Below are 26,487 nucleotides of genomic sequence, written 5' to 3'. Positions count from 1 at the left end.
TAGGAATGTTTGCAACATCAAACACCTTATCGTTGAAGTTGTATTCAGCATAAGGGTCCATGATGCCGTTCCATTTACCGCCCGTCATTTCATCGTAATAACTCAGGTCGGCTTGAATGGCAGCTTCGGCTTGTTCCGATAACACTTTATAGGCGTTCACACTACTCAGGCGCCCCTGCTTAGCGTATAAAACGTTCTTACGGTAATACTGCATTTTTTCGAGCATAAGCCGGGTAGAACGAATCGGGTAATAGCTTAAGTGCCAATAGGGCTTTTTTGCGCTCTCATCAAGGCTCTCGTAGATAGCTTTAGCTCGTTTTTCCAGTTCCAAAGCTTTATTGAGCTGGCGCTGAGCTTCGTCGCCAAAATCCGTTAAGGAGTAGTAGCGGTACAACCAATCTTTCTCATAATTCCAACCCCAAAATGGCGCCAGCACCTCAGGTTTTGTTGGCCATGTTAGGGTGTTAAATTCGGTGATAATCTCAGCTACTTCCTTAGCTGATTCACTGTCCAGACCAAAATGCTGTACTGCGCCTTCTTGTAAAAACTTTTTAGTTTCGCCTTTTTTGTGGGAGTTGATGTCATAGGCCATATCCATATAAAACTGGAGGTGTAATTCGGCGGGTTTTACCGAGCCGACATTAACCATCCAAATTTTATTCATCTCACTGTCGTAGGCCTTCTTTAGCTCTTCGTGAACAAGGGTAAATGGTATCGTTGTTAGCCAGTCGTGGGTGGTTGGCCAGCCTTGATAGTGAAAGTGATAATAGAGGCCGTTGCCACCGGGGTGGGCTTTTTCTCTATCGCCAGGCAATTGACGTGTGTAACCGTAATTATCTTCAGTCCAGACCATCATTACATCATCCGGAAGCTCCAGCATCTTCGACTTTTCAGTACCGTCCGTGCTTTCGCCGTTGTAAAGTTCCGCCGCTTCTTCGTACGGAATAAATACCTGAGGCACGGCATCTTCTGCACCAAAGGTTTCTTTGATCATGGCACGCTGTCGATCGATGATGGTTTGCAAGAGCTCAACTTTATTTTCAAGACTCGGGTCTTCAAGGTTTTCATATAAGAATGGGGAGTCGTGTACGCCACGCATGCCCAACGTATAAATCATATTGAAGTCTTTTGCTTCATCGAGCCTTTCCTGCCAGTAGGCTTCGATGGCTTTAGGGTTGACGGTATAGTCCCATTTCGGCGCGCCTATTGCGTCATACATATCGATGTGAGCATTGGCCCAGTCGTACCATTCGTCGAGATTATTGCGGCCCATTTGTTCGCAGTGGGAGGTACCCACGTAAATGCCAAAATCCGTTGCGAGTCTGGGATTTATAGGGACACCATTAGCATCTCTGGCCTCAAAGAAGTGGTTACTTTGATCCATCATCGCGGGCCATATTGCGTTGGCTTTCAAACGCAACAGCATTTCAAATATTCTTTTGTATACCTCCGGGCTTGGGTGCCCATTGCCCTTATCTAGGGAGGTAATAGCGCTCCAGGTCGTTAAGGCTTCTTCATCATTGATAAACACCCCACGATATTTCACCGAAGGCTCTTTAGGGCTGCGCTCTAAGTCATCCAGAATGATTTCTTGTTTCTGAACTGGGGTAATGTCGGCCCACCAGTACAGGGGCGATACACCGATGGCTTCAGATATGTCATAGAGGCCATAAACCGCCCCCATATCATCCGAACCGATGACGGTGAGCGCCCTTTTCACCCCGCTCGCGGGGTTTTTAACGCTTTTCAGCATGAACGCTTCAAACATGCCCTGCATGTCTTTTGCGTTTTTCAATCCACGCTTATCCAGTAGTGCTTCGGTATCCGGATTGTTCAAAGAGGCGATAATGATGACGTTCTCACCCGCCTGCTCTAAGTCGCGTACGACCCTAGGTTTAAGGCCGCTCACCATCTGAATGTCATTCTGCAAATCAGCAACAGCCCGCGTAACCTGGACAGTAGCCTTCGGCGACACATAGATATCTGCGAGCACTCCATCCTTAAATAGGGGAAAGCCGTAGGCCGTACTTGAACAAAGTGTGGCCAATAGCATTAGCCGAACGGATAAGAATTGTAGAAATCTCATGGTTATAAGTGCCTCAATGTCAGATCGCCGCTCTTGGGCAGCGGGAGGCATGAATCTAGGTTAGGCACCGCCCTAGAGCATCATTTTTTGGGTCTAAGACTTTAAATATCGTCTCAGGACTTTAGGTTTTGCCCTACTTCGAGCCAAATCGAGAGGATTTTTAATGGTGAAGGGGCAATATTGACGGGGCAAAACGAAGGAAGAGTGGCGCCAACAAGGGCTTAGGGGCTCACGGATGTATGTTGTTTTCCGCCTGTTGGTACTGCGCTGGGCTAAGGCCTACATGCTTTTTAAAGGCAGTGCTGAAATAGCTCGATGAGGCGTAACCCACTTCAAATGCGGTTTCAGTAACGGATTTTTCTAACAAAAGCTGCTTGGCTTTAGCCATCCTCAGCTCCGTTAAGTACTGGTTAAAGGTGGTACCTGTGCCTTTCTTGAAGATGCGCATGAAACTCGAGCGACTCATGCCTATGTGTGTAGCCACTTGATCCACAGAAAGTTCTGCTTGGAAATTATCCTGAATATAGCTTTTTGCCTTTTCGAGGCCTTGATGCGGCGTATTGCTTGAGCTGATCAGCTGAGACAGGCCTGCAGCCTCCTCATTAAGCACCCTGCGCAAAGTATCGATGTCCTCGCTCTGTTCAACGCTCTTTAAGTGGGTCTCATTCTTCTCCAGCAAGCGCTTAGCGTCAGCACCGGACTCAATACCGTAGTCGATCAAACGGTTGAGGATGCTTCTGACCCTTAGCTTATATAGGGCCAGATCACCATTTGAATGCTCCTCAAGCTCCTCGATCAGCTTTTCGAGCCCCATAGCCTTGCCGGAATGCCCCTTCAGAAAGAGCAGCTGCAGTTCATCCTGCAATACTGCCGAGCGCCCTTTTGATTCCTGAATATCCTGCACAACCGCCCAGCACCAACAAATCGCACAGAAAATAGACCCCGCGTAGATAACACCAAACACTTCAATCCAGACGATCCCATAGAGCATCAATAAGCCAAAGACGAGGGAACCTACAAGAAAGGCCAGTGAGCTTTTTACATTGGTTTTTTTATGCTCCTGAAATAGCAACACGCTTGCCGGCAGCACCAAAGCCAGAGATGCAAGAATTTGCACAATATGAGGCGCCCTTTCAGTGATAAGCCCTCCAATCAGAGGTAAGTCTAAGGCGGAGAAGCTAAACAACTGCTGGAAAGCATCTGTCAAAATCACGTAGAGCAGCGAAAGCACTGCCCCGACAATAAAGCACAGATATTGAAAGAAGCGCGTGAGCTTGTAGCCTGACTGCTTGAAGATAGCGATGACAAGAGCAGGAATGCCCACGCTAAAGAGCAAAGACATGCGGGTATACAAAACAACTAGGCCAGTATCCACCGTCAAATATTGCTGCAAGGCCCGGCCAAGCAAAAAGAAAATGTAGCTAGCTAGAAAGCAGCTGTACAATTTGTAGTCTGCCGCTACCTGCTTTCTAACCAAAACAAAGTAGACCAGTACCACCAGCAACAATTGAGCCGCTAACAAAGGCATCACTTGAAGGCCAACTGTAATTTCTGAAGCTTGAAACATGCTAAACACTTATCGCTAACATACAAATACGAGCTGACTGTGTACGTTCAAGCGGGCATTCATAGATTCTTAAGGTGTATTTATCGAAAGACAGATCTTAGCCGCTTCATGACCGAGCTAGCAACAGCCGCTTTGGGTCGACAGCCGCCTATCACGGCTATCTTGAACCAATTACCAGTGGGCAGACTAAAACACGTCAAAAGGCTTTTGTTAGATGTCCGCCAGCTGCCCCTTCTAGCCACTAAAAACGCTCCAGCATGTTCTTTAGCTCTGCCGCTTTTTTGGGCTGTTTAAAAAACAAGTTGTTGCGCTCACCGGGGTCTTTGCTTACATCAAATAAAAACTGGTTGTGATTATCGCTTAAATATTTCCACGGCCCTTGCCTCACCGCACGCTTATCACGCCAACGCCAATATAGCGCCCTGTTTTTTGCACTTTCTTGAAATAGCTTTTGATTGAGCAAGCTCCGGCCATCCAGCTCGTTTGCACCTGAATCGACATTGACACCTGCGGCGGCCAACATTGTTGCCGTAAGATCCATAATGATGCTCGGGGTATTTTGCTCTTTACCGCTTTGAATTTTACCGGGCCAACGAATTAACAAAGGCACACGTATCCCCCCTTCCCACAAAGAACCAAAGCCGTGAAACAGTGGCCCTGTGTCTGCAAGATTTCGCCCGCCGTGATCGTAAGTAAAGATTACCAGTGTATTGTCGCTAAGCCCCTGTTCATCGAGCTGTTTCAGCAGGGAATAAATGCCCGCGTCCATCGCTTCTATCATCGCCACATACGGTTTGCGACCGGCTTCAAGGGCAGCCCAACCGGTGTGCCAGAGCTCCTCTTTTAGATTGGGAGCCTGATAAGGAGGCAAAGCCACGTTATAAGCCAGATACAGGAAAAAAGGCTGCTTGTTGTGTTTGCTCTTCGCCTTGTTGTCGGCAAAGATAAAACGAGAAGCCTCTTGACTAAAGAGCTCGGTTAAATAACCGCTTTGATCAATTCGCTCCCGGTTTTTATACAGGCCCGGTTCACCATCGGAATCCAGATGAGAGTGATAAGCCAAGGTCCACGAATCAAAACCATAGAAATAGTCAAAACCATGATCCAATGGATGAAAACCCTCACTGGAGCCAAGGTGCCACTTACCAATGACCGCCGTTCGATAGCCTTGATTTTTTAAGCCGCGAAGCAGCCGGTTGTCATCGGCGTGCAAACCCGGCCCGCGCCTTACTTTGGCGGGATATGAACCGCTTAACAAAGAGGCCCTGGCCGGAATACACATTGGCGCAGACGTATAGTGGCTGTTAAATTTGATGCCCTCTTGCGCCAAGCGATTGATACCCGGTGTGCGAACATCCCGCGCACCGTAGGGCTCGATATCCGCATAGCCCATATAATCGGCGACGATTAAAACAATATTGGGCGTTCCTTGGTTGGGAGAGCCTTCAGCGGTAGTGAAAACCAAGCCTTCAGCGGTAGTGAAACCCGAGCCTTCAGCGGTAGTAAAGACTGAAGCCTCAGCACCAGCAAAACTTGCGCTGCCAAGCGCAAGAACAGTTATTGCAAACCGAGCTTGTAAAAAAACAAGCAAGCTATAAAACATCAGTTTAATTCCGTAATAGCAAAACCCGGCTTCGCAGCTGCTTTGTTAGCCCATGTTTTATTCGACTCAGTTTTTACAAGCGTGCGACTTAAGGCGTCTACCAGCATCAAAGAAAAGGTACTAAAATGCGACGCCCCTTGTATTTCAAAACTGTCTATTTCCAGGCTTGGGTACGACCGCTGTTTAAGTGTTTGATGAAAGCGGTACAAATCTTCCACCATGTTTTTATGTTTATTTTTATTTTCTTGTGAGCCTATATACATTAACACTTGGGCATCCAGATCCTTGTGTGTTTGTGCATAACTGTCTTCGATAGCAAAAATAGCCCTGTTGTCATACCACAGTGAAGGGCTGCCAAGTATATAGCTAGTAAACAGCTGCGGCCGTTCAAACAACATCGCGGTACCAAGCAACGCGCCAAACGAATGGCCAACATAGATACGCTTTTTTGTATCCACCCGGTAAAGTTGCTCAAGTGCGGGAAATACATCCTTTTCAATAAAATTCATATACGCTTTGGCACGGCCGGAGTGTTTTTGTGCCTCAAGCGAGTGAGCGCCAGACTCGTCGGGCGCATAGGTGGGTGTATAGTCCCTTGTGCGGCTTAGCTGTGCGCTGTGGCCTTTGGAATAAGATACAGCAACCGCAATAAAAGATTCTATATCCCGCCCACCCATTAAGGCCGAAACCGCAGTAACTGCAGGAAATGAAAAATCGCTATCGCTGAGCAAAACAAGCGGATAATTGCGTGTGCTGGTGGAGTAATCAGCAGGAAAACGCACGAGTAAGTCGTACTCCAGGCCCGTATCGCTGGAGGTGATAGAAAGGCTCTGGCTGTGAGTTAGCTCAACGGCGCCAGCTTTTTCCAGCTTCGGCTGCGCAGCTTTAGTAAGGCCAACGCTTGAATCCGCCAAGCTAACATTAGCCAGAGTGCCACAAGATATCACTAACAATGTATTAATTAATCTTTTCATAAAATTTCCTTACTGGTGCACGAGCTCTCACCTGCGCACTTGTTTAGTGGGTGTTAAAGCTAGATAAGGGGCTTGAATTAAGCGAGAAGCTTATTCAGTTAAAAATCTAAGAAATGATTTGGGTCGACGGCTTTATCGTTTTGACGAAGCTCAAAGTGAAGATGCGGCCCCGTGGCTTTGCCAGTACGGCCAACAGTGCCAATTTTCTCACCGGCCTCAACCCGTTGGCCGGCGACAACAGCAATATCTTGCATATGGGAATAAAGCGTCGTTAAACCCTGGGCATGTTCAATAATTACAGCCTTACCGAGGCTGGCATGTAAGCTGTTATCGTCAGCAATACGAACGATGCCCGCATTGGCGCTGAACAGCTGCGTGCCTTCTGGGGCAGCAAGATCAACGCCTGAATGGGCCTTGTTATTTCTAATTTTTTGTTTTAAACCAAACTGGGAACTAAGGCGGTAGTGCTTTACCGGTACCTGCCAAGCTTGCAATGCGGGAACACCCTGCGTCTTGTTCGTCAACGACGCATTCACACTTACAGCAACAAACATTGCCGCAAGGCCCAACAGCAAACTAGACATTACGTTGGCCGGCTTGGCGCCATGGAGTATTTTTTGAAAACGTTTTTTATTAAAACCGGAATGACTGGCTTTAGCCGAAGCGGAAAAGGCCACATAGAGGGCTCGATTGACCGGCTCCGTGCTTAACTTTAAACACTGGAATAGTGAAGCGGCGTAAACTTTCGCATCAAGCTTATTCAATCTAAGAACATCTCTGTCACAGCTTAGCTCCATTGCATCGACGTAGTTGGCTTCAAAACGCTTTAACAGAGGGTTAAAACCGGCAAAGCATACCAGCGCCCGAAGCAGCCACAACTTGCGGTAGTCCTTGCGCTGAACATGCATTAGCTCATGATCAATAAGTGCGATACGGTGATTAAGCTCAAGCTCATCAAAATAACCAGGTAAAACCAGAGTCGCGCTCGACAAGCCAAATACAAAAGGCGAAATAGCTTTGTCACTTTGTAAAACCTTTACGCGGTATTTACTAATAAGCAGCTTTTGTCTCGCAGGCAAGTTGTTTACGCATTTTTCTTTACACCGGGAAAATAGCATGCTCATTTTAACGTTGCTGTAAACAAACTTCCCCAAAGAACACAGTGATAAACTAGCCGCCAAAAAAAGTAGCGGTACACAGAACAGCGAAAAGATTCCACCCAAGCCTTTAACTACGACAAGCCTGTAGTCGTTCCACCACGGCAACAAAGCAGCTTCGGGTGCGAGCAACTCAGTGGCAAAGGCTTTGCCATTTTCGCCAAGCACGCTTAAGCCCTGCCAATAGTCCAGGGAAAAGCCCAGGGCATAGCCTGGAGTTAAACCAGAAGAGACAAACACAAAATAAAATAGCGGAAATAAGCTTAGAAAAGCGCAGAAAAACCAGAGGTTGTCAGATTCAGGCACACGAAAAAAAGCACTCAGTTTTAGCAGGGCATAAAACACAAGGCTTAAAAACAAACATAATAACAGCACCCAAAGTAAATCAGACATCGCCGTCACCTTGCTTAGATTCGAGTTGTTTATCGGCCTCATTAATAAGGTTTTCTAGCTCTGCCAGCTCATCTTTATTTACCAAATGGCTGGAGCCAAATAGTGCTGCAGGTATTGGCCCTTCGAGCTCCAATACTCGACGAGCAAAATCGCGAGCGTAGGCCGCTAAAGTACTAAGCTTTTCCACTTTCGCGCGGTAAATCTTTTTATTGCCTTGATCGCTAATTACAACAAGGCCCTTCTCTCCCATGCGCTCCAGTACCTTGCGAGTACTGGAGTAACTCCACTGTTGCTGCACCCCCACTTCATTGTGCAGCTCACGGGCCGTCTGTGGCTGGCTTTTCCAAAGGCACTTTAATAAAGCCAATTCTGGCGAGGTTGGCTGAGGCATATTGAATTCCTGACTATCTATCGCTGCTACATGGCACTTGCCAAGCATAGTGCGACATTAGTCGCACCTAGTCAAGCAAAATATGCGACAGAAGTCGCACATGGAAATAAACGAGAAATTCGCCCATGCTTTCACTCCCAAATAAGCAGATACAAGAAATTAAAAAGCTGCGTTATTATTCCGTCACAGTACAACTAAAACTGTCGCAGCGCCTAAATGATCTAAATGACCTGAATGAATAGCCCAACACAAACACCATGAGCGAGCCACAACACAAACAGCTCTTAGATGAAATCGCCGATGCACGCGACGGTTTAAACCAAAAAGAGCGAGTCATTTTGTATTGTTTGTATCGCGCACAAAAAGAACTGGGCGGGCGCAATGTAGCAACGGCACTGCTCTACGGCCGCGTACTTGAGCACATTGATATCAGCCAGAAAGAATTCCAAACGATTCTTTCTCGTATGGCAGGCATAAGTGGCAATACAGACTACTAATAGTCAAAACAAAGCGGGCTTTCTTAACGCAAGCAAATTGAAAGGCAGCACAGAGCTAAATACCAGCTAATTTTCAGGCTCAAACTGATACAAACCTTTAGCCCGAATATAGAGCGTACAGGGCTTTTTAGATTCACATAACAGGCGGTGCTGGCTTTTGTTTTTGGCTGAAAAATATGCGCCGGGCTGCATTAGCCAAGCCCGGGTATCGGGATGCCAGCGATAACCAAAACTGCCATCGATAACCACGGCGCGAAGGCCCTCGTCACTTTTTAATTGCCCTGCGGCACCCGCCGGCAAGCGCAGCAGCGTTGCATTAAGATGAGCTTTTTTGTTTTTCCCCCATAAATAGGCTTGCTCAATACCGGCATCGGCTTCGTGCCAAAACAGGTTTTGGGCATCGATATTGACTGGTCGCTCGCCGTTATCAAAGGCTTTTTCTGCGGGTTTTACCAGGTAGGGGCCGCTATCAATCTCTATATAAGCGACACTGTCGGAGGCCAGCGCCGGCAGCTCATAATTTTCAGGCTCTTGTTTGGCGGCTGCGCTTGGTGCGCCATTAAGCAGAGCATTTTTAGCAGACTTGGCAGAGGTAATATGCACCTCGCCGGCCGGTTGCGTCCAGTATGAACTTGTCGGCATCCACATAGGCTCGGCGTTCTTATCATCATTGTGCACAAGGCCTTGAATAACAACGCCGCGATAACTGACATTGTGGATATGTGCTGGCGATGAAAAGCCGTCGGCAAACTTAACTAAAAAACCAGCAGGCCCGCTTGTCGTGCGATCGCCCCAAAGATTTGCAGCTTGCGGGCTTTTATCGCCGCGCTTGGGGTTTAAGGCTGTCCATTTGACATCCATCGCCAGAATAATTTCAGGCTCTTCGGCTTGCAGCTTGTTAACTGCAGGCTCTGCGTTTTTATCGCCGGCAAAGGCCGCTTGAAAACACAGAGAATAAAGCGCGACCGACAAACTCCATTTATACATATTTGTTCCTGATAGCCGTTCTGGCTAGTTATGCAAAAGCTCAATAACAGGATAAATTCGCTGCTATACCCTCACCACACCCTCACCACACCCGCAGCTATTAATAGGCTCCTGCCGAGTAGGTTAGCTCGTAGCTGTGGGAGTAGACCTCAAAAATCAAACCAAAGGGGTCTTCAACATAACACATGCGAAAGGGTTTTTCGCCCGGGTAGTACTCTCTGATAGGCATGCGCTGTTTGCCGCCGTGAGCAACAATTTTTTGTACCAGGCCTTCAATGTCCGGGTCCTGAACACAGAAATGAAAAGTACTTGTTTTCCAGTACTCAAACTCCGTCGGAGTTTCATTGTTATTAAATTCAAACATCTCAACCCCAATTCTGTCTCCGGTTGACATGTGTGCAATCTTAAACGAGCCCCAGCCCGTGCCAAATACATCTATACACATCTGGCCGATGGCCGTTTCAGATTCCTCAGTAATACGCGTGGGCGGCATAATCTGATACCAGCCCATTACATCACTGTAAAATTTGGCGGCTTTTTCTACATTGGGAACGGATATACCAATATGAGAGAAACTACGGGGGTAAGTGCTCATAACATTTCCTCGTGGTGAAGACTATTTAGCGACAAGTACGTTTTTACATCATTACTAAAAATCTATGCCCTTATAAAATAGACAAACAAAACACAAAATATCTGTCAATACGGATATACGCCACAGGCAAATATCGAGATCACTGCCTCTCAGGCTGGCCTGTGATTATCAAATATACTTTGAGAATCTTTCAAGTAAGACGCGGTTTTTACCTAAGAATATGCCGCCTAACATAGGCTCCGGCATCGCAGATCTCAGCGCTTCGCGAGCGCACTTGCAAAGCGTGCCGCCACAGCATCACCGAGGCAATTACGCCGCCACTTAAGGAAAAAACACTATGGCAACTCTCACCATTGTCGCAACAATCAAAGCCAAAGCAGATCAGGTAGAACTGGTAAAAAGTGAGCTGCTCAAGCTCATCGATATTACCCGGGCCGAACAGGGCTGCATCAACTACGACCTGCATCAAGACAACGACAATCCCGCGCACTTTGTCTTCTATGAAAACTGGCGTTCACGTGAGCTTTGGCAAACCCATATGAACAATGAGCACCTAAAACAATATATGGCCGCTACTGACGGCGCGGTTGAGCAATTCACGCTCAACGAAATGACACATATTGCCTAAGCGCTATTGCTGCTCTAGAGGGCTAAATAAATTTAACCCGCACCGGATGTAGGCGAAGATAAGATCTTCGCTTGATGCAACTGCTTGATTACATGCGCGGTTTTTTCCCGGAAAAAATCGCGCAATAAACGCAGCGTAGGTGTAATCGATTGCTTGCTCGGGCATAAAAGCCAAAGCTCTGTCGGCGGAGCCACATAGTCTGGCATCAGTGCATGCAGGCGCCCAGACAATAAATCTTCCGCCACATCTAAACACGACTTTAAAGCCAAGCCGTGCCCGGCAACACACCAGCGGCGCACTTGATCGCCGTCATTACTGGCCCGATCACCGCTTAACTTAAAGCGCTGTAGCAACTGGCCATCGTCAAAGCTCCACTCATCCTGCAGCACATCGTGCAGCTGATAAAATAAACAGTTGTGCTTAGCAAGCTCTGCAGGTGTTTTTGGTGTTCCGCGAGCCTGTAAGTAGGTGGGGCTGGCACACAAAAGCTTGGGCACATCACAAATTTTAAAGCCGTAGCTACTGGCATCAGCAGGTGAACCATAGCGCAGTGCCATATCCACCGAATCGCGATAAAAATCAATCTTGCTGTCACTAATATTACAGCGCAACGACAACTTCGAATACTGCTGCATAAATTCATCGAGCCAGGGGCTTACAACATTGCGCCCCAGATCGGAGGACAGCGCGATACGCACCTCGCCATCAATCAGGTCGAGCTCATTGAGCACATTGCCCCGCGCCTGATCAAGTAGCGCTAAGGCTTGTTGGCACTGAGGCAGATAGCGCTCACCGGCAGAAGACAAACGCAAGCGGCGGGTGCTGCGCACAAATAACTCCATGCCGAGGGACGCCTCAACGCGTTTTAACGCCGCGCTTGCCGTTGCGGTGCGCATGTCCAACTGTTTTGCTGCGGCGGTAATGCTGCCACATTCAGCAACTTTTATTACGATATGAAGATCTTCAAGCAACATAATGTGCGTCTTTATACAGCGACTAAAGCAATATTATATGCCGTAATTGATGCCAGGCGCCGTGCTTCACGCTATTTGCCCTGTAGTTTAAACGGGCACTGGCAAACTGATATCAAATTCAGCTAAGCTGGCGCCGGCGCTGAGCGCTTGCCGGTGTTGATCAAGCGGTACTGGTCAAACGGTACCGATCAACACGTACAGGCAAGCCCGGCACAGCTATCGTTAACGGGCCCGGATATTATTGTGGAGCAGCTATGAAAGATACCCACCAACGTTTTAGTCACATCACCATTAGCCTGCACTGGCTTTTGGCACTTAGCATGATTGCCATGCTGCCTTTTGGTTTATATATCGAATCGCTCGAAGGCGGGCCGCAAAAGTGGGGGTTTATTGCCCAACACAAGAGCTTTGGTGTGCTTATCTTACTTATTGCCGCACTGCGTTTTAGCTGGCGCTTAAAAAATGGCTTCCCCAAAGCCTTGAGCCCGGTAAAAAACTGGGAAAAAGCCCTGGCCAGCTTTACTCACTGGTTCTTGCTTCTCGGCACGCTGTTTATGCCAATCTCAGGCATCATGATGAGCATGGGAGGCGGCTATCCCGTTGCCGTATTTGGTTTTGAGATTATCGGCAAAGGCGAGAAAAACGAAAGCCTCGCGCAACTTGGCCATATTATCCACGGCCTCGGCGGAAAAATACTGATTGCGCTGATTATCCTGCATATCGCTGCCGCCCTTAAGCACCAGTTTATCGATAAAGACGGAACCTTAGCGCGCATGCTCGGCAAAACCATTGATACACAAGATCCGGCAAACTAGCGCCCGCTATTAAATGAAAACGGGCTCTAAATATAGAGCCCGCCCCCAGTTCAACGCTTTTAATTTAGCGCTTTTTGCCCCGTCACCACGGCCCGCCTTTAGAATAGTTTGACCTCAACTTTCAGTGTTTTACCGGCCGCCTGCGGCAAATAGCTCTCTGTACAAATTTCGCCGTCCACGGTGATCTGTAAATTGCCCTGATTAAGCCCTGCCGAGTTGTCGACATGTATATCGTAAGTGGTGCCGCGAAACTCGCGCCTGACTCGATAGTTAGTCAACGATGCCGGCAGGCAAGGCTCTATGCACAAGCCCAGGTAGTGCGGCTTGATACCGAGTATATGCTCACTAACGGCGTGATAGTTCCACGCTGCCGTACCGGTTAGCCAGGAATTTTTTGCCTGGCCCGGGTTTGGCGCCTCTTTGCCGGCGACCATTTGCGCATAAACGTAGGGCTCCGTTTTTCTCAAGCCAACATGGGCTTGGTAGGCCGGCGCCAGCTTACAAAAATAATCAAAAGCCCGATCGCCCCGGCCGATACTGGTTTCAGCAATAATAATCCAGGGGTTGTTGTGGCAAAAAATGCCGCCATTTTCTTTATAGCCGGGCGGGTAAGTGGATATCTCACCGTATTCGAGGTGGTAACGTGTAAATGCCGGATAATTCAGCACGATGCCGTAGTCACAACTTAGCAACTTCTCAACCGAATCGAGCGCAGTCTCAACCCTGCCCTGCTCTAGCCCAATACCGGCCATGGCGCAAAAACCCTGGCTCTCGATAAATATCTTGCTGCCGTCGCTGTCTTTACTGCCGACTTTATTACCATTGGCATCGTAGGCGCGCAGGAACCACTGCCCATCCCAACCGTGCTGCATAACGGCATCACTCATGCGCTCAACTTCGCGCATGGCTCGCTCCGCTTCGTTTTCTTGTTGGAAATGCTTACACAGCTCGGCATAGGCTTTGCCGTAATAGACAAACATGCCGGCAATCATTAACGATTCGGCAATACGCCCCTGTTGGTTTTCCGTAGTTTGAAAACTTTCATTCGGGTCTTTTGAAAAACAGTTTAAGTTTAAGCAATCGTTCCAGTCGGCGCGGCCGATTAAAGGCAAACCGTGAGGGCCGAGATTATTCAGCACATGGTTAAAACTTATTTTTAAGTGCTCGAATAAACTCGCACAATTATTTTCATCATTGTTAAACGGCACCGCTTCGTCAAGTATCGAAAAGTCGCCGGTCTCTTTGATATAAGCCGTCGTTGAACAGATTAACCACAAAGGGTCATCGTTAAAGTTACCGCCAATGGCGGCATTACCTTTTTTAGTGAGCGGCTGGTACTGGTGGTAAACAGAGCCATCTTCAAATTGAATCGCGGCTATATCCAAAATACGCTCGCGCGAGCGCTCGGCATCCAAGTGAATAAAACCAAGCAAATCCTGATTTGAATCGCGAAACCCCATGCCGCGACCGATGCCAGCTTCAAAAAAAGAGGCACTGCGACTCATATTAAAGGTGACCAGGCACTGGTATTGATTCCAGATATTTACGCTGCGATTGAGCTTGTCATCGTCACTGTTTAATTGAAAACGATTGAGCATGCGCTGCCAGTGCTCTTTTAGTTGCAGCCACGCGGCCTCGACTTTGGCATCACTATCAAACAGTGAAAGCAAGCCTTGCGCAGGCTGCTTATTTATAATGCCGGGCGCCTGCCACTTTGCCTCTTCATCTAGCTCGACATAACCGAGAATAAAGACCAAACTGGTCTCTTCACCCGGTTTTAATTCGATCTCCAATTCGTGTGAGGCGATCGGAGCCCAGCCGTGAGCCATGGAATTTCGCGCCCCTTCAAGCACTGCTTGCGGGCAATCAAAACCGTTGTCGGCACCGAGAAATTCTTCACGCTGGGTGTCAAAACCACTAATATCGCGATTGACGTGGTAAAACGCGTAGTGGTTGCGCCGCTCGCGAAACTCGGTTTTGTGGTAAATGGTTGAATCTTCAACTTCAACCTCGCCGGTTGAAAAGTTCCGCTGAAAGTTTGTCATATCATCTTCAGCATTCCACAGACACCACTCCTGCATAGAATACAAACGAATACGTTTATTGCTCGCGCCAAGATTTTTTAACTTTAATTGCTGAATTTCCAGGTTGTAGCCGAGCGGAACAAAAAATAGCGCGCTGGCCCGCAGTTTGTCTTTTTCCGAAGTAATACGGCTGTAGCTCATACCGTGACGACATTCATAGTGATCGAGCGCGCTTTTACAAGGTTTCCACCCCGGCGACCACACGCTGCCACCGTCATTGATGTAAAAATAGCGGCCGCCGTTATCGAGCGGCACAGAGTTGTAGCGATAGCGTGTCAAGCGGCGAAACTTTGCGTCTCGATAAAAGCTGTAGCCACCTGCGGTATTCGAAATCAATGAAAAAAAGTTTTCATTGCCAAGGTAGTTTATCCACGGCCACGGTGTCTTCGGTGTGGTGACAACGTACTCGCGATTGTCATCATCAAAATATCCAAACTGCTCGGTCTCAGCATTCATAATCAAGTTCCATTTTGGCTTGCCACGAGCCGCCGTTTTTTGCGGCCCGAATCAGAGAATATTAGATTTGCTGCATTTCCAGTCGCTTATCGTCAAGCGCGGATTTTTTATTGCGGTCTTTGGGAAGGTGATCGTACCAACTGCGTTTGAGTGTGCTGGCCAAAACCAGGAACACCGCCGTTGCCACAATTAGGCTGTCGTAGTCGCCGGTAACCAGGAATATCGGCATTGCGACAAGGCAGGTTTGGGCAACAATGCCCAACGTCACATTAAACATATCTCGCTTAAAATCTTTGTTCACAGCGAAATTCTGATCTTCAGCCAGAGCCCGTGCCCGAACTGGCCCCCAAAAACCCCACGGCCGGACTGTGCGGTAAAATTCCAGCAATACCTGTTCGTCTTCAGCTTTGCTTAACAGGCTTGCCAGCACACAGACCGTGCCTGAAAACAGTAACAAAAACGGAAAAACAAAAAGCGGAACAATATCGCCGGCGATATTTGGATAAATGGATTTAAACAGAGGCGGGAAAAATAGTGCGCCGACAATACCTGCCAGCATGCCCCAGAAAAAGCCCATACCGTTCAGGCGCCACCAGTACCACTTGAGCACATTGGAGACAACATAACCGCCCCAGAGCCCGGAAACCAACCACTGCAATATGCTGTTGATGCTTTCGATCAACAAACCAATAGCGGTGCTAATCAGTACCACCGCCACAGAGACTACGTAGCTCCAGCGCACTAGTTTTTTATTGTCCGCCTGCGGGTTGATGTAGCGCTTATATATATCGTTGACTAAATAAGCCGGGGCGGCATTGACCGTCGAGGCAAAGGTCGACATAAACGCGGCAAGTAAACCGGCGAGTATCAAACCGATAATACCGACAGGGGCAAACTGTAAAATCGCCGAGGGCAGTATATTTTCAAAATCTAAACGCCCGCCGCTGACCAGATCAAGCTCTTGGTAATAAACGATCGCCAATACAGCAAAACCTGCGATCATCAGGTAGCGAATCGGCATCAGCACAATGGAGACAAAACCACTCATCAAGGCCGCTTCACGCGGTGACCGTGTCGCCAGAATTTTTTGCATATCGTAATTGGGGGCAGGCCCGGCGAGGCTGACCAGTACACCTTTAAACAGCATCATCATAAAAAAGATGCTAAACAGGCTATAACCATCGCTGACGATTTTATCGTTGACCTCGTGAATCAGCGCCGACCAATCCAAATCGAGCTGCCATGCAAAAAACGGATCACTCCAACCGGCGGGCGTCGCCGCCTGCAGCGCTTCCGGGCTGACATTGGCCATTGCGATAACCGCGATAATCACTGCCGAGACTGTCATGATTGTAAACTGCATCACATCGGCCCAGACGATGCTGAGCATGCCGCCCAACATTACGTAAAGGGTTGCGATGCTGGTAAAAAAGATACCGTATAAATGCGGCACATAGGCCTCACTGACATGAAACGGCACATAGGGCGCCACCGCCTCCCACGGAATAAAAATCTCCATAAACTTTCCGATGCCAACAAAACCGTAGGCGAGAAAACCCAGCGCGCTAATCAGTGCAAACAGCACCACAACCATGTGTGATAAGCGCCCGCCAAGGTCATTGCCAAAGCGGGTCTGTATCCATTCGGCACCGGTTAATACATTCGATCGACGCAGCCACATCGACAAAAACGCAGCGAGAAAAATCTGGTTAAACACCGGCCACAACCACGGAATCCAGATACTTTTTAAGCCGTAGATAAAACACAGCGTTACCAGCCACATGGTGCCGCTGATATCAAACATGCCCGAGGCGTTGGAAAGCCCGAGCATGTACCACGGCAACTGCCTGCCGCCCTGGAAATAACTGCGCAGATTTTGGCTTGCACGTTTTTTTAAATAAAGGCCGATAACAACGGTAGCGAGAAGATAAGCGGCAATAATGGCCAGGTCGATGCCCTGTAATTGCATGGTTGACTGCATGGCGAACTCAGTAATCCTTCTGGATTCGTTACGAATTATTGTTTTTGTAAAACGATTTACATTCAAGCAAAGTTAAACCAGCTCTGCAAGAACTAAATCAAAGCAAGCTGCAAAAGCAACTTTGGAAATAATCAGAACCAACAGTAATCTCTAAAAAATATATAACTCATGTAAATACGCGTATTTCCAGTAAAACAGGGCTGCAGAGCTTTGTTTTTATGTAAAAAAACAATGCGCACATAAAAAACTGTGAACGAAATTGTTGACAAGCAAATTGTAAAACGATTTACTTTTCCTGCCCGTAGCGTCCTCGCCGCTGTAGCTAAGCTTCTTTCGCGTTGTTTTTGACGACAGAACGAGTTTGGTGATGGATAAATGGATTTTAGCGGTTTTACAAAGCTGGCGTGCCCACCTTTTTTTCGGCATCCAATGTAAAACGTTTTAATAATAATGGAACGAAGCAGCGCGCCCGGGGATCACTCCGCCTAGCGCCTGCTGAACGTCACTTAAAGCCCGGCTCATAGGGGGAAATAATGATAAATCAGAACCCAAGGCGCGGTGCCCACTGCGCCCCTGTCTTTCACAAAAAAGCACTTGCCGTCAGCATCGCCACCTGCCTTAGCCTGAGCGCGAGCGCAGCGGTTTTTGCGCAAGAAGGCAACAACCTGGAAGAAGAAGTATTTGTTCTCGGCCACCGCGGCGCTCAAGCGACAGCCATTAATATCAAACGCGAATCCGCCGTGGTAATGGATTCACTGTCTGCGGAAAATATCGGTAAATTACCCGACGTCACCATTGCCGACTCTCTGCAGCGCATACCCGGTATTCAAATCCGCCGCTCGGCAGGTGAAGGTACCGAAGTCTCCCTGCGCGGCCTGCCGCAAGTGGTGACCAAGCTCAATGACGAAGCCTTTATGGGCGCGGGCTCCATCGTCACCGTGCAACCGTCGTTCTCAGATTTACCCGCGCAGTTATTTAAAGGCGCCGATGTCTACAAATCGTCATCGGCCAACCAGGCCATTGCCGGCATTACCGGTACCATCGATTTGAAAACCTGGCGCCCGTTTGATTTTGAGCAGGGTCTAAGTGCAACAGCCAGCGCCGAAGTACAGCGCGGCAACGAAACCGAAGATATCGACCCCGCCGCCAGCGGCCTTTTAAGCTGGCGCAATGACCGCATCGGTGTTATGGCCTCGGCGGCCTATTCCAACCCGCACCTTTCTAACAGTTACAACGGTGTAAATACCGCCGAGCCGGGCGATTCAGGCTGGACCAACGCCTCCAACGCTTGGGGCGATCAAAGCAGCGAGCACCACTGGGCTGCGCCGCAGGGTTTTGTTGGCTGGAATCAAGAAACCGAGCGCGAGCGTTACGGCTTTAATGGTGCCTTGCAAGCTGAATTAGGCGGCGGCTTTGAAATTATTGCCGAAGCATTTTATTCCGAAGAAGAAGAATACAATCGCAAAATTGGTATGAGTGCCACCAACAAATGGCAGGGGCTCGATTATTTCACCCCGACCAAATACAAAGATAAAGGTGTCTATATCAAGGACTACGACGCCGAGAGCAACGACGACCGCAGAACCTGGATTACCTGGCAGGAAATTGATGTCGATGCTCGCCGGGTTAAATCGTTCTCCCAAAACGACAGCTTCAACAAAGACTCGACCAATTTAAATTTACAGTTGAACTACGACAACGGCGGCATGTTTACCGGTAGCGCCCGCTACCTTCACGGTGAAGCAAATCTTGAAAAACGCCACGGTTACAATGAAGGCGATTTAACGGATGGCAGCGCCACCGGAATTAATCCGTTTTACCCCGCTGAATACTGTGGAGACAACGGCACCGTCGCAGGTGTAGACGGCGGCTGTTTTGTACCGCCCAATCCGCGCGGTTATACCGAAATCCCTCAAATCACCTACAACACCGAAGGCAAACATGCGCGCTTTAGTGGTTTTGACCAGGAGATAAACGGTGGACTTGGCCCCGGCCACACCCTGCGCGATTACATGGCCAATATAGACAGCTACAACGTCGGTGCATTTTCTTCCGAAAACAATGAAAACAGCTCGGCGACGCTTGATGTCTTTCGTTTAGATGGCAGCTTGAAGTTTGAAAATAGCTTTTTTACCAGTGTTGATGCCGGCCTGCGCTATTCAGATCGCTCCATCGATCAGGAAAAATACCACCTGTTTTCCCCGTTCTATGACGAAGGCTGTTTAGTGCAGTGGAAAGCCACCGATGTGGTGCTAAATGCCGAGCCGGAAGACCCGGATTTGCGCTGTGTTGCCGGTGAAAACCTAAGCAGCACCGGTGAATTTCAGGGCTATACCGCCTTGCCACCGATCCCCATCAACCTGCACAACAATGTTAAATGGGTGACCGACTTTGGCCCCGTCAAAGGCATCCCAGGAATCTGGGCTGTGGACCCGGCCGACTACGATAACCCGGAGTCATTTCACAACAAAGTGTTTGGCTCGACTGTTAAAGCTGTGGTGCCCGGAGACAGCTATAAAATTGATTACAGCGAACAGACCATCTATGTGCAGGCAAACTTCGAGTTAGGTTTGATGTCCGGTAATATCGGTGTGCGCCAAATCGAAACAGAAATGAAAGTGCATCAAAACGAAACCGGGGAAGACCGCCCTTACGGTAACACCCCGGTCGATATTGGCGATATCACCACCGAAGTTGAGCACTCATTTACCCTGCCGGCATTAAACTTAAATTTTGCCATCACCGACGACTTTTTTATCCGCGCGGCCTACACCGAAAATATGACACCGCTGGATCTGGATAACTGGGGTGGCGGTGAAAACTATGAGCGATCACTCAACGCAGACGATGGCCAGTGGTATGTCAACAAAGCCTCTAAAGGTGGCAACCCACAATTAAAACCCTGGCAGAGCACCAACTACGACTTAAGTGCTGAGTGGTACCTGGGTCAGGCGAGCTCGGCAAGCATTGCCGCGTTCTTAGTGGATATCGACAGTTTTGTTCAGCAAACCGAGGTACCCACCGAGTTCCCCGGGCCGAATGGCAGCACGGTCACTATTGGCGTAGATACGCCGGTGCAGGGCGATGGCGGCCAAATTCACGGCCTCGAACTCGCCGGGCGCCTTGCGTTTAGCGACCTCAGCGACGGCTGGTTAAACCCTTTTGGGCTTGACGCCAACTACACCTGGTCGCCGAGCGAACAAGATGACGAAGACATTGAAGGCAAGCAAAAACCCTTCCCTGAAAACTCCGAACATCAACTTAACTTAATTGCATGGTTTGAACAGGGCCCCTGGCAAGCGCGTATCGCCTATAACTACCGCTCTGAACGCCTCGCTGAAGAAAACCGCGCGACAGATAACCTCGACGTTTATCAAAAACCGGTCGGTTATGTTGATCTGTCAGCAAGCTACGCGTTTAGCGAACAGCACGAAATATATTTTAACGGCTCCAATGTCACCGGGTCTTACGAAGAATACTATTTCCAGTGGGACGACCAGTACGCGTATCAAAACTACTATGAGCCGCGCTACACCCTAGGCTACCGCTTTAAGCTTTAACGATGTGAGAGTTGCACGGCCTCGTGCTCCCATTTTTGCGCGGCATTCCCCTGCCGCGCTTTTTTTGCCTATCGCTTTTATATATAGACTTTACATATGGACTTCACATATTAACGCGACATATCGCCTTGGCCCCTGCCTTTGCCAAACAATTCCGCAAAAAAACAAAGTGAAACCTTAAGTAAAATCTAAAAAAATCCCGTACACATTTAAAAAATGACTTGTTAACAAGTAGCAGCACAAGCCATTTTTGCTAGGGCTTATTCACACTAGTTAAACCGCCACGCGCTTTTGGTGATTTAACAAATGATGTTTAACTAAGAAGTCGGCGTGTAACGGTGCTTTGTCAGAAATTTGAGCGAGACTCGTTCGCAGGCTTTCCAGGGCGCCGGCATTGTCGTAGCTGTCTTGAGTCATCAGATCAGCACTGACACTCGAAGGCTCAACGCCCATGCCATCGAAGATACTTAACCAGCTCGGCGCTTCAAACGACTCGAGTTCGTAGCTGAGAATATGGCCGCGGTGGCGGAACAATTCTATCTTGTGTTTGAGTTTTTCTGGTAGCGGCATTGATCGGCAGTAGTCCCACAATTCACCATCGACACGCTGATTTAAACAGTAGTGCAGGATAATAAAATCGCGAATACGCTCCTGCTCTATTCTGGCTAATCGATTTGCTTCCATAATATCGGCAGCGTTAAAGCCCGCATCGGGAAAAAACATTAACAGGCGCGATATACCTGTTTGAATCAGAGAAATACTGGTGCTTTCCAAAGGCTCAATAAAACCCGAAGCCAGGCCAAGCGCAACACAGTTTTTATTCCAAAACTTTTTCCGCCTGCCGGTGGTGAACGATAACAGCCTGGTTTCACCTAGGGCCGGGCTAGCTAAGTTGCTTAACAAGCTGGCTTGCGCGTTCGCATCGGAACAAAACTGGCTTGAATAGACATAACCATTGCCGCAGCGGTGCTGCAAAGGGATGCGCCACTGCCAGCCCGCCGCCTGTGCCGTCGACAGCGTATAGGGGCTAGGCTGAGCCTGCGCTTCAGAAGCCACCACCACTGCCCTGTCAACCGGCAGCCAGTGCGACCAATCTTCAAAGCCCGTTTTTAAAGCCTGCTCAATAAGCACAGCTCGAAAGCCGCTGCAATCAATATATAAATCGGCTTTGCGCTTTTGCCCATCGTCTAAGATCAACTCAGAAATCCAGGCGCCGTCAGCCAAACTTACCGCCTCCACCTTGGCTTGGTGGTACGTGACCCCGCGCGCCAGGGCATAGTTTTTTAATAGCTCGGCATAGAGTGTGGCATCAAAATGAAAAGCGTATTTGTAGTCCGTTAATAGCTGCCGGGTATCGGCCACAGGTTGAGCAAAGCGCTCTTTATAGGCCATTTGTGTTGACAGCGAGAACTGCCCAAGCTCAAAAGCTTTACCGGCTTTTTTGGCCTGATAAAAATAGTGATGAAAATCAACGCCAGCCTGAGCTTGGCCATAGGCAGAAAATGGGTGGAAAAAATCGAGCCCCTGGCTGCGCCAATTTTGAAACTTAATGCCAAGCTTAAATGTCGCCCCCGTTTTTTTAATAAACTCGACTTCATCAATACCTAAGAACGCATTAAAATTTCTAAGGCCGGGAAGGCTTGCCTCACCGACACCAACCGAGGCAATATGTGGCGACTCAATCAATTCAATATCTAAATTGGGCCTTGCCCGAACTAAAGCGGCAGCGGCCATCCACCCGGCGCTGCCACCACCAACAATAACAATTTTCTTTGTTTTTTCAGCTGTCATGATTCCATCCTCAGCCCTGTTGCGACTGTAAATCTATTCCCTACGCCAATTTAACCGCCCACAGTGGATATGTAAAACGTTTTACAATATACTCTGCCGTGAAGCGCATAGCCAAGATACCGGGCAATGGAATTACGATCCAGGCGCAACATAACAAAGAGAATAAAATGGCTGAAGTTGGAATCAAGGATGTCGCTCGCAAAGCAGGGGTTTCTCCCGCGACTGTGTCTCACGCTTTGCGCAACCCCGGCAGGGTCGCCGAGGCAACACGTAAAAAAGTTCTCAAGGCGATCGATGAGGTCGGCTACACGCCCAACAAACTCGGAGTGAGTTTGCGCACATCGAAGTCGGGCAACATCGTGGTTATCATTCCCGACATCTCCGACAGTTATAACTCGGGCATCATTAAAGCCATCGAACATGTCGCCCACGCGCGCGGCTACTCGGTGCTGCTTGGCGATTCCCAGTGCTCGGAACAGCGTGAACGCGAATATGCCGCCATGGTGCGATCGCGCCAGGCCGACGGTATTATTCTGTTTTCTCACCGCCTGCCCTTTGATGAGAGTGATGTTGCCGCCAATCGTATTCCGCCCATTGTTAACGGTGGCGAATATACCGGCGTTAAAGGTGTGCCCGCGGTGACCATCGACGACCTTAAAGCTGGTTTTGATGCAACGTCTCACTTAATCGAGCTCGGCCACAGTAATATCGCCGTCATTACCGGCGCCATGGATAGCCCGACCAGCCAAAAGCGCTTGCAGGGTTTCGAAAAAGCCATGCGCCAGGCGAAACTAAGTATTCTGGAAAAAAACATTATTCGCTCAGACTATACCGTCGAGGCCGGCGAAAGCGCTGCAAAACAATTGCTTATGCTCAAAGAGCGGCCCAGCGCAATCTTTTGTTTTTCCGATGAAATTGCTTTAGGTGCGATGCACACACTCAAAAACCAGGGTTTTGAGGTGCCGACGGATATCTCGGTTATTGGTGTCGACAATATTAAATTTGCTAAATATTTTTCACCGCCGCTAACGACCATTGCACAACCTGCGGAGTTTATCGGTGAAACCTGTGCTCGCTTGTTAATGGATTTATTAGATGGAAAGAAACCAGAACAAGACCTGCACGTGCTCGAGCACAAACTAATTATACGTAACAGTACCGCAGCACCAAAAAAATAATCGCATCTCAGCTAGGAGGGATCCATGTTTATTCGATATTCATCGGCGCTATTGCTGTGCCTGTCTTTTATCTTCACGCCCGCAATTGCCAAAGATGTCTCGGCAAAAGGTCAGTGGTGGTTTAAAGCTTACCCTGAAAAGTTCGACGACAAAGACCTAACAAATTATATGAGTGCCATTTCCGTCAAAGGCAACAAGTTTGTCGATGAGAAAGGCCAGACCGTGGTATTTCGCGGTATGAATTTATCCGACCCGGATAAACTCAAAAAAAATGGCCACTGGAAAGAAAAACATTTTAAAGAGGCGGCTTCCTGGGGGGCAAATATCGTTCGTTTCCCCATCCACCCGATTAGCTGGCGCTATCGAGGCAAAGAAAAGTACCTTGAGTTGCTCGACGACGGGGTGCGCTGGGCCAATAAATACAACATGTACGTTATTTTTGATTGGCACTCAATGGGCAGCATCTTCGACGGCGTTTACCAACACGAAATGTATGAAACCGATGCCATTGAAACGCGCCGCTTCTGGCAGGCCATCGCTTTTCGTTATGAAGGTGTGAACACCGTTGCGTTTTATGAACTCTTTAACGAACCCACCGACGGCGACGGCCGTTTTGGCAAACTCAACTGGCCGCAGTGGAAACAATTTAACGAAAGCCTGATTGATATTATTCAAAGCTACGACAGCAATGTTGTCAGCCTGGTCGCTGGTTTTGATTGGGCCTACGACCTAAGCGCAGCGCGCGGTGATTTAATAGACAGGCCGAATGTTGCCTATGTCAGCCACCCCTATCCACAGAAAGCCGAAGGCCCCAAGCAACAACAGCTGTGGGAAGAAAAGTGGGGTTTTATAACCCAGAGCGCGCCACTTATGGCCACCGAAATAGGCTGGATGAAAGACGGTGAACGCGGTGCCCACTACCCGGTGATCGACAATGAACATATCTACGGCCCGGCAATTATTGACTACCTCGAAGGCAAAGGCGCCTCTTGGGTGGCCTGGGTATTTGACCCGGACTGGACACCCAATATGTACGAAGGCTGGAAATACGAAGCCACCGAGCAGGGGCGCTTTTTCAAAAAAACCATGCTTGAGCTCAATAAGCCCTGAATTTTAGCAACAGAACACCAAGGAAATTGGGCGGTTTAGCTTGCTCAGCTAAACCGCCCAAAAAATCATATCGCTAACGCCAAGCGGCCGAATCCAAGCGCTAAGCCCGAGGCCCTGGCAAGCAAAACCTATGCACTCTAGGCCGCTTGCTGGTTTTGCAGCTTGCGATACTGGCTCGGCGTCATACCCTCAACACGTTTAAACAGTGCATTAAATGTAGCTTTGGAATTAAAGCCCGAGGCGTACATAATATCGAGCACCGGTTTTTTCTTTTCTTCAATCAATAATCGTTTAGCTTCATCGAGGCGGTACTGATTGATATATTCAACAAAACTACATTTAAAATGACCGTTGATAACCGAACTTAAGGTGCGCGGCGATATGCCCATGGTTTCGGCCAAGCTCTCTAAGGACAGCGATGGGTTGGTATATTGGCGCTGAACCCCGACAAACTCCTCCAATAAACTTAGGTAAGTTGGATTGACCGAACACGGTACGTCTTTTTCTTCGTACATACGTATGGCGCAATAATCCTGCTGTCTGAGACCTGCTCGATAAAGTAAAAAACACAAGCCCGAGAAACAGAAAAAAGCCAAATAATTTTGACTTAAACCAAAAAATGCCACCGGCATTCTTATGTCAAACTGAGACTGTAACAACAATAAAGTTGACACCAGAACCCCCAACAACACATACAAAAACTGAAACGCACAAAACAGCTCCAGCCACCAGGCCTCCAATTTTTGTTTTATCAGGCGCCGATACTTTAGCAAGAGCAATACTGCCGCAGAAATCAAACACAGGCGAAATATCTCTCGACTCAATTGCACAAAAAATAGCGACACCGATAAATTCATCAAATCATGGCTTTGCTGAATGTCGCGTTTAACCGCCATAGGCAAACTGTGATACAGAATAACCTGGTGTGAACTGTGTAGAAAAAATGGCAGAAACATCAACCAGTAGACCCGTTTAAATTTAAATTCCTTGTCAACAAGACTTGCAACAAGCAAAAAAACAAATGGCGCTTGCAACCAGGCGCCAAATTCAAATAGATAAACCAACTCGGGCCTTGTAGTGACAATCCAGGCGTGAAAAATCGCGCCAAAATTTATTAAAAGATCGAGAGGAATCGCGACACTGCTAATGCAAAAACCGACGACAAAGACCGGGAAATACTTGTGTTTATGCTTCAACTGTAAAAGCTGAACCATGAAGAAAAGTGCGACAAGTACAGTTGCAAGCAAAATAAGATCGTGACCGTTAAACAACACCAGCGACATGCCGAATCCACCTTGAAAATTTGAAGTCCCTAACACTTTATTTACGTTTTCCTGATTTTTCTTAGGCAAACAAAAATCGGCCATAAATACCAGCGAAAACAGTAAATTAATACTTTTTGGCGTTCAACATACCTGCGCAATCAGCCGAAAAATAATTCGGAATTACATCACAGATTTTCATTCCAAAGAAGCAAGACCAAAAACTTGCACTGCCTTTGTTTCCCGCCCTCACAAAGCGGTTTTGCTCAATATAGTACTTCACTTGCGCGTAAATAGACGTCCAGATTCTCTGCCTTCAACAAGCTGGACGACAACAAAAGTCGATAATTCTTACAGTTATTGCGCGAGTTTATTTACTTGCCTAACGAATAATTAAA

The 26,487-nt window shown here is 48.2% G+C and carries 19 protein-coding genes; 6 read left to right on the top strand and 13 right to left on the bottom strand.

What is annotated here, in order from left to right; genetic code table 11:
- The 6 genes from CFK45_RS17055 to CFK45_RS17030 form a co-directional block, all read right to left on the bottom strand.
- Positions 1 to 2,086: glycosyl hydrolase 115 family protein (locus CFK45_RS17055; protein ID WP_192870774.1), on the bottom strand; the 2,086-nt coding region annotated here is incomplete at its 3' end.
- A gap of 229 nt (positions 2,087 to 2,315) precedes the next feature.
- A complete protein-coding gene (locus tag CFK45_RS17050; protein WP_096087656.1) occupies positions 2,316 to 3,653 on the bottom strand; it encodes a helix-turn-helix domain-containing protein in 1,338 nt (445 codons plus the stop codon).
- Between the two features lie 241 nt (positions 3,654 to 3,894).
- Positions 3,895 to 5,256, bottom strand: a complete 1,362-nt coding sequence (locus CFK45_RS17045; RefSeq protein WP_096087655.1) for a sulfatase-like hydrolase/transferase — start codon at positions 5,254 to 5,256, stop codon at positions 3,895 to 3,897.
- A complete protein-coding gene (locus CFK45_RS17040; protein ID WP_096087654.1) occupies positions 5,256 to 6,230 on the bottom strand; it encodes an alpha/beta hydrolase in 975 nt (324 codons plus the stop codon). Before CFK45_RS17040 ends, CFK45_RS17045 begins: the two co-directional genes overlap by 1 nt.
- A gap of 98 nt (positions 6,231 to 6,328) precedes the next feature.
- Complete coding sequence (locus CFK45_RS17035) at positions 6,329 to 7,780, bottom strand: M23/M56 family metallopeptidase (protein WP_158224744.1); 1,452 nt, start codon at positions 7,778 to 7,780, stop codon at positions 6,329 to 6,331.
- The gene (locus tag CFK45_RS17030; protein ID WP_096087652.1) at positions 7,773 to 8,171 is read right to left on the bottom strand and encodes a BlaI/MecI/CopY family transcriptional regulator; all 399 of its coding nucleotides are present in this window, start codon (positions 8,169 to 8,171) and stop codon (positions 7,773 to 7,775) included. Before CFK45_RS17030 ends, CFK45_RS17035 begins: the two co-directional genes overlap by 8 nt.
- 257 nt (positions 8,172 to 8,428) lie before the next feature.
- Between CFK45_RS17030 and CFK45_RS17025 the strand changes: the two genes are divergently transcribed.
- The gene (locus CFK45_RS17025) at positions 8,429 to 8,668 is read left to right on the top strand and encodes a hypothetical protein (RefSeq protein WP_096087651.1); all 240 of its coding nucleotides are present in this window, start codon (positions 8,429 to 8,431) and stop codon (positions 8,666 to 8,668) included.
- Between the two features lie 66 nt (positions 8,669 to 8,734).
- Here CFK45_RS17025 and CFK45_RS17020 read toward each other — a convergent pair whose 3' ends face one another.
- Both CFK45_RS17020 and CFK45_RS17015 read right to left on the bottom strand, forming a co-directional pair.
- Positions 8,735 to 9,655, bottom strand: coding sequence for a DUF4437 domain-containing protein (locus CFK45_RS17020; protein WP_204378500.1), 921 nt, complete (start codon positions 9,653 to 9,655; stop codon positions 8,735 to 8,737).
- A gap of 100 nt (positions 9,656 to 9,755) precedes the next feature.
- Positions 9,756 to 10,250 (bottom strand): lactoylglutathione lyase family protein, encoded by a 495-nt coding sequence (locus tag CFK45_RS17015; protein ID WP_096087650.1) that lies wholly within the window; start codon positions 10,248 to 10,250, stop codon positions 9,756 to 9,758.
- 337 nt (positions 10,251 to 10,587) lie between these two features.
- Between CFK45_RS17015 and CFK45_RS17010 the strand changes: the two genes are divergently transcribed.
- Complete coding sequence (locus CFK45_RS17010; protein WP_096087649.1) at positions 10,588 to 10,878, top strand: putative quinol monooxygenase; 291 nt, start codon at positions 10,588 to 10,590, stop codon at positions 10,876 to 10,878.
- Positions 10,879 to 10,910: 32 nt separating this feature from the next.
- Here the strand turns inward: CFK45_RS17010 and CFK45_RS17005 are convergent, their stop codons facing one another.
- Positions 10,911 to 11,852 (bottom strand): LysR family transcriptional regulator, encoded by a 942-nt coding sequence (locus CFK45_RS17005; RefSeq protein ID WP_096087648.1) that lies wholly within the window; start codon positions 11,850 to 11,852, stop codon positions 10,911 to 10,913.
- 254 nt (positions 11,853 to 12,106) lie between these two features.
- Between CFK45_RS17005 and CFK45_RS17000 the strand changes: the two genes are divergently transcribed.
- Positions 12,107 to 12,667 carry a cytochrome b gene (locus CFK45_RS17000; protein WP_096087647.1) on the top strand — a complete coding sequence of 187 codons (561 nt, stop codon included), beginning with the start codon at positions 12,107 to 12,109 and terminating at the stop codon, positions 12,665 to 12,667.
- A gap of 98 nt (positions 12,668 to 12,765) precedes the next feature.
- Here CFK45_RS17000 and CFK45_RS16995 read toward each other — a convergent pair whose 3' ends face one another.
- The gene (locus CFK45_RS16995) at positions 12,766 to 15,207 is read right to left on the bottom strand and encodes a glycoside hydrolase family 94 protein (RefSeq protein WP_096087646.1); all 2,442 of its coding nucleotides are present in this window, start codon (positions 15,205 to 15,207) and stop codon (positions 12,766 to 12,768) included.
- A gap of 61 nt (positions 15,208 to 15,268) precedes the next feature.
- Positions 15,269 to 17,188, bottom strand: coding sequence for a sodium:solute symporter family protein (locus CFK45_RS16990; protein ID WP_204378499.1), 1,920 nt, complete (start codon positions 17,186 to 17,188; stop codon positions 15,269 to 15,271).
- Between the two features lie 533 nt (positions 17,189 to 17,721).
- On the opposite strand from CFK45_RS16990, the gene CFK45_RS16985 reads away from it, so the two are divergent.
- Complete coding sequence (locus tag CFK45_RS16985) at positions 17,722 to 20,748, top strand: TonB-dependent receptor (protein WP_096087645.1); 3,027 nt, start codon at positions 17,722 to 17,724, stop codon at positions 20,746 to 20,748.
- Positions 20,749 to 21,021: 273 nt separating this feature from the next.
- Here the strand turns inward: CFK45_RS16985 and CFK45_RS16980 are convergent, their stop codons facing one another.
- Positions 21,022 to 22,539, bottom strand: coding sequence for a tryptophan halogenase family protein (locus tag CFK45_RS16980; protein WP_096087644.1), 1,518 nt, complete (start codon positions 22,537 to 22,539; stop codon positions 21,022 to 21,024).
- 167 nt (positions 22,540 to 22,706) lie between these two features.
- On the opposite strand from CFK45_RS16980, the gene CFK45_RS16975 reads away from it, so the two are divergent.
- Both CFK45_RS16975 and CFK45_RS16970 read left to right on the top strand, forming a co-directional pair.
- Entirely contained in the window at positions 22,707 to 23,717 is a 1,011-nt protein-coding gene (locus CFK45_RS16975; protein ID WP_096087643.1) for a LacI family DNA-binding transcriptional regulator, read from the top strand.
- A 24-nt stretch (positions 23,718 to 23,741) separates the two neighbouring features.
- Positions 23,742 to 24,827, top strand: coding sequence for a glycoside hydrolase family 5 protein (locus tag CFK45_RS16970; RefSeq protein WP_096087642.1), 1,086 nt, complete (start codon positions 23,742 to 23,744; stop codon positions 24,825 to 24,827).
- A 137-nt stretch (positions 24,828 to 24,964) separates the two neighbouring features.
- Here CFK45_RS16970 and CFK45_RS16965 read toward each other — a convergent pair whose 3' ends face one another.
- Positions 24,965 to 26,194 carry an AraC family transcriptional regulator gene (locus CFK45_RS16965; protein WP_096087641.1) on the bottom strand — a complete coding sequence of 410 codons (1,230 nt, stop codon included), beginning with the start codon at positions 26,192 to 26,194 and terminating at the stop codon, positions 24,965 to 24,967.
- Positions 26,195 to 26,487 lie beyond the last annotated feature (293 nt).

The organism is Agaribacterium haliotis, assembly GCF_002312815.1.
GTDB lineage: Bacteria > Pseudomonadota > Gammaproteobacteria > Pseudomonadales > Cellvibrionaceae > Agaribacterium > Agaribacterium haliotis.
Note: the sequence above shows the minus strand (reverse complement) of the source record. Positions and strands in the feature narration are given on the sequence as shown.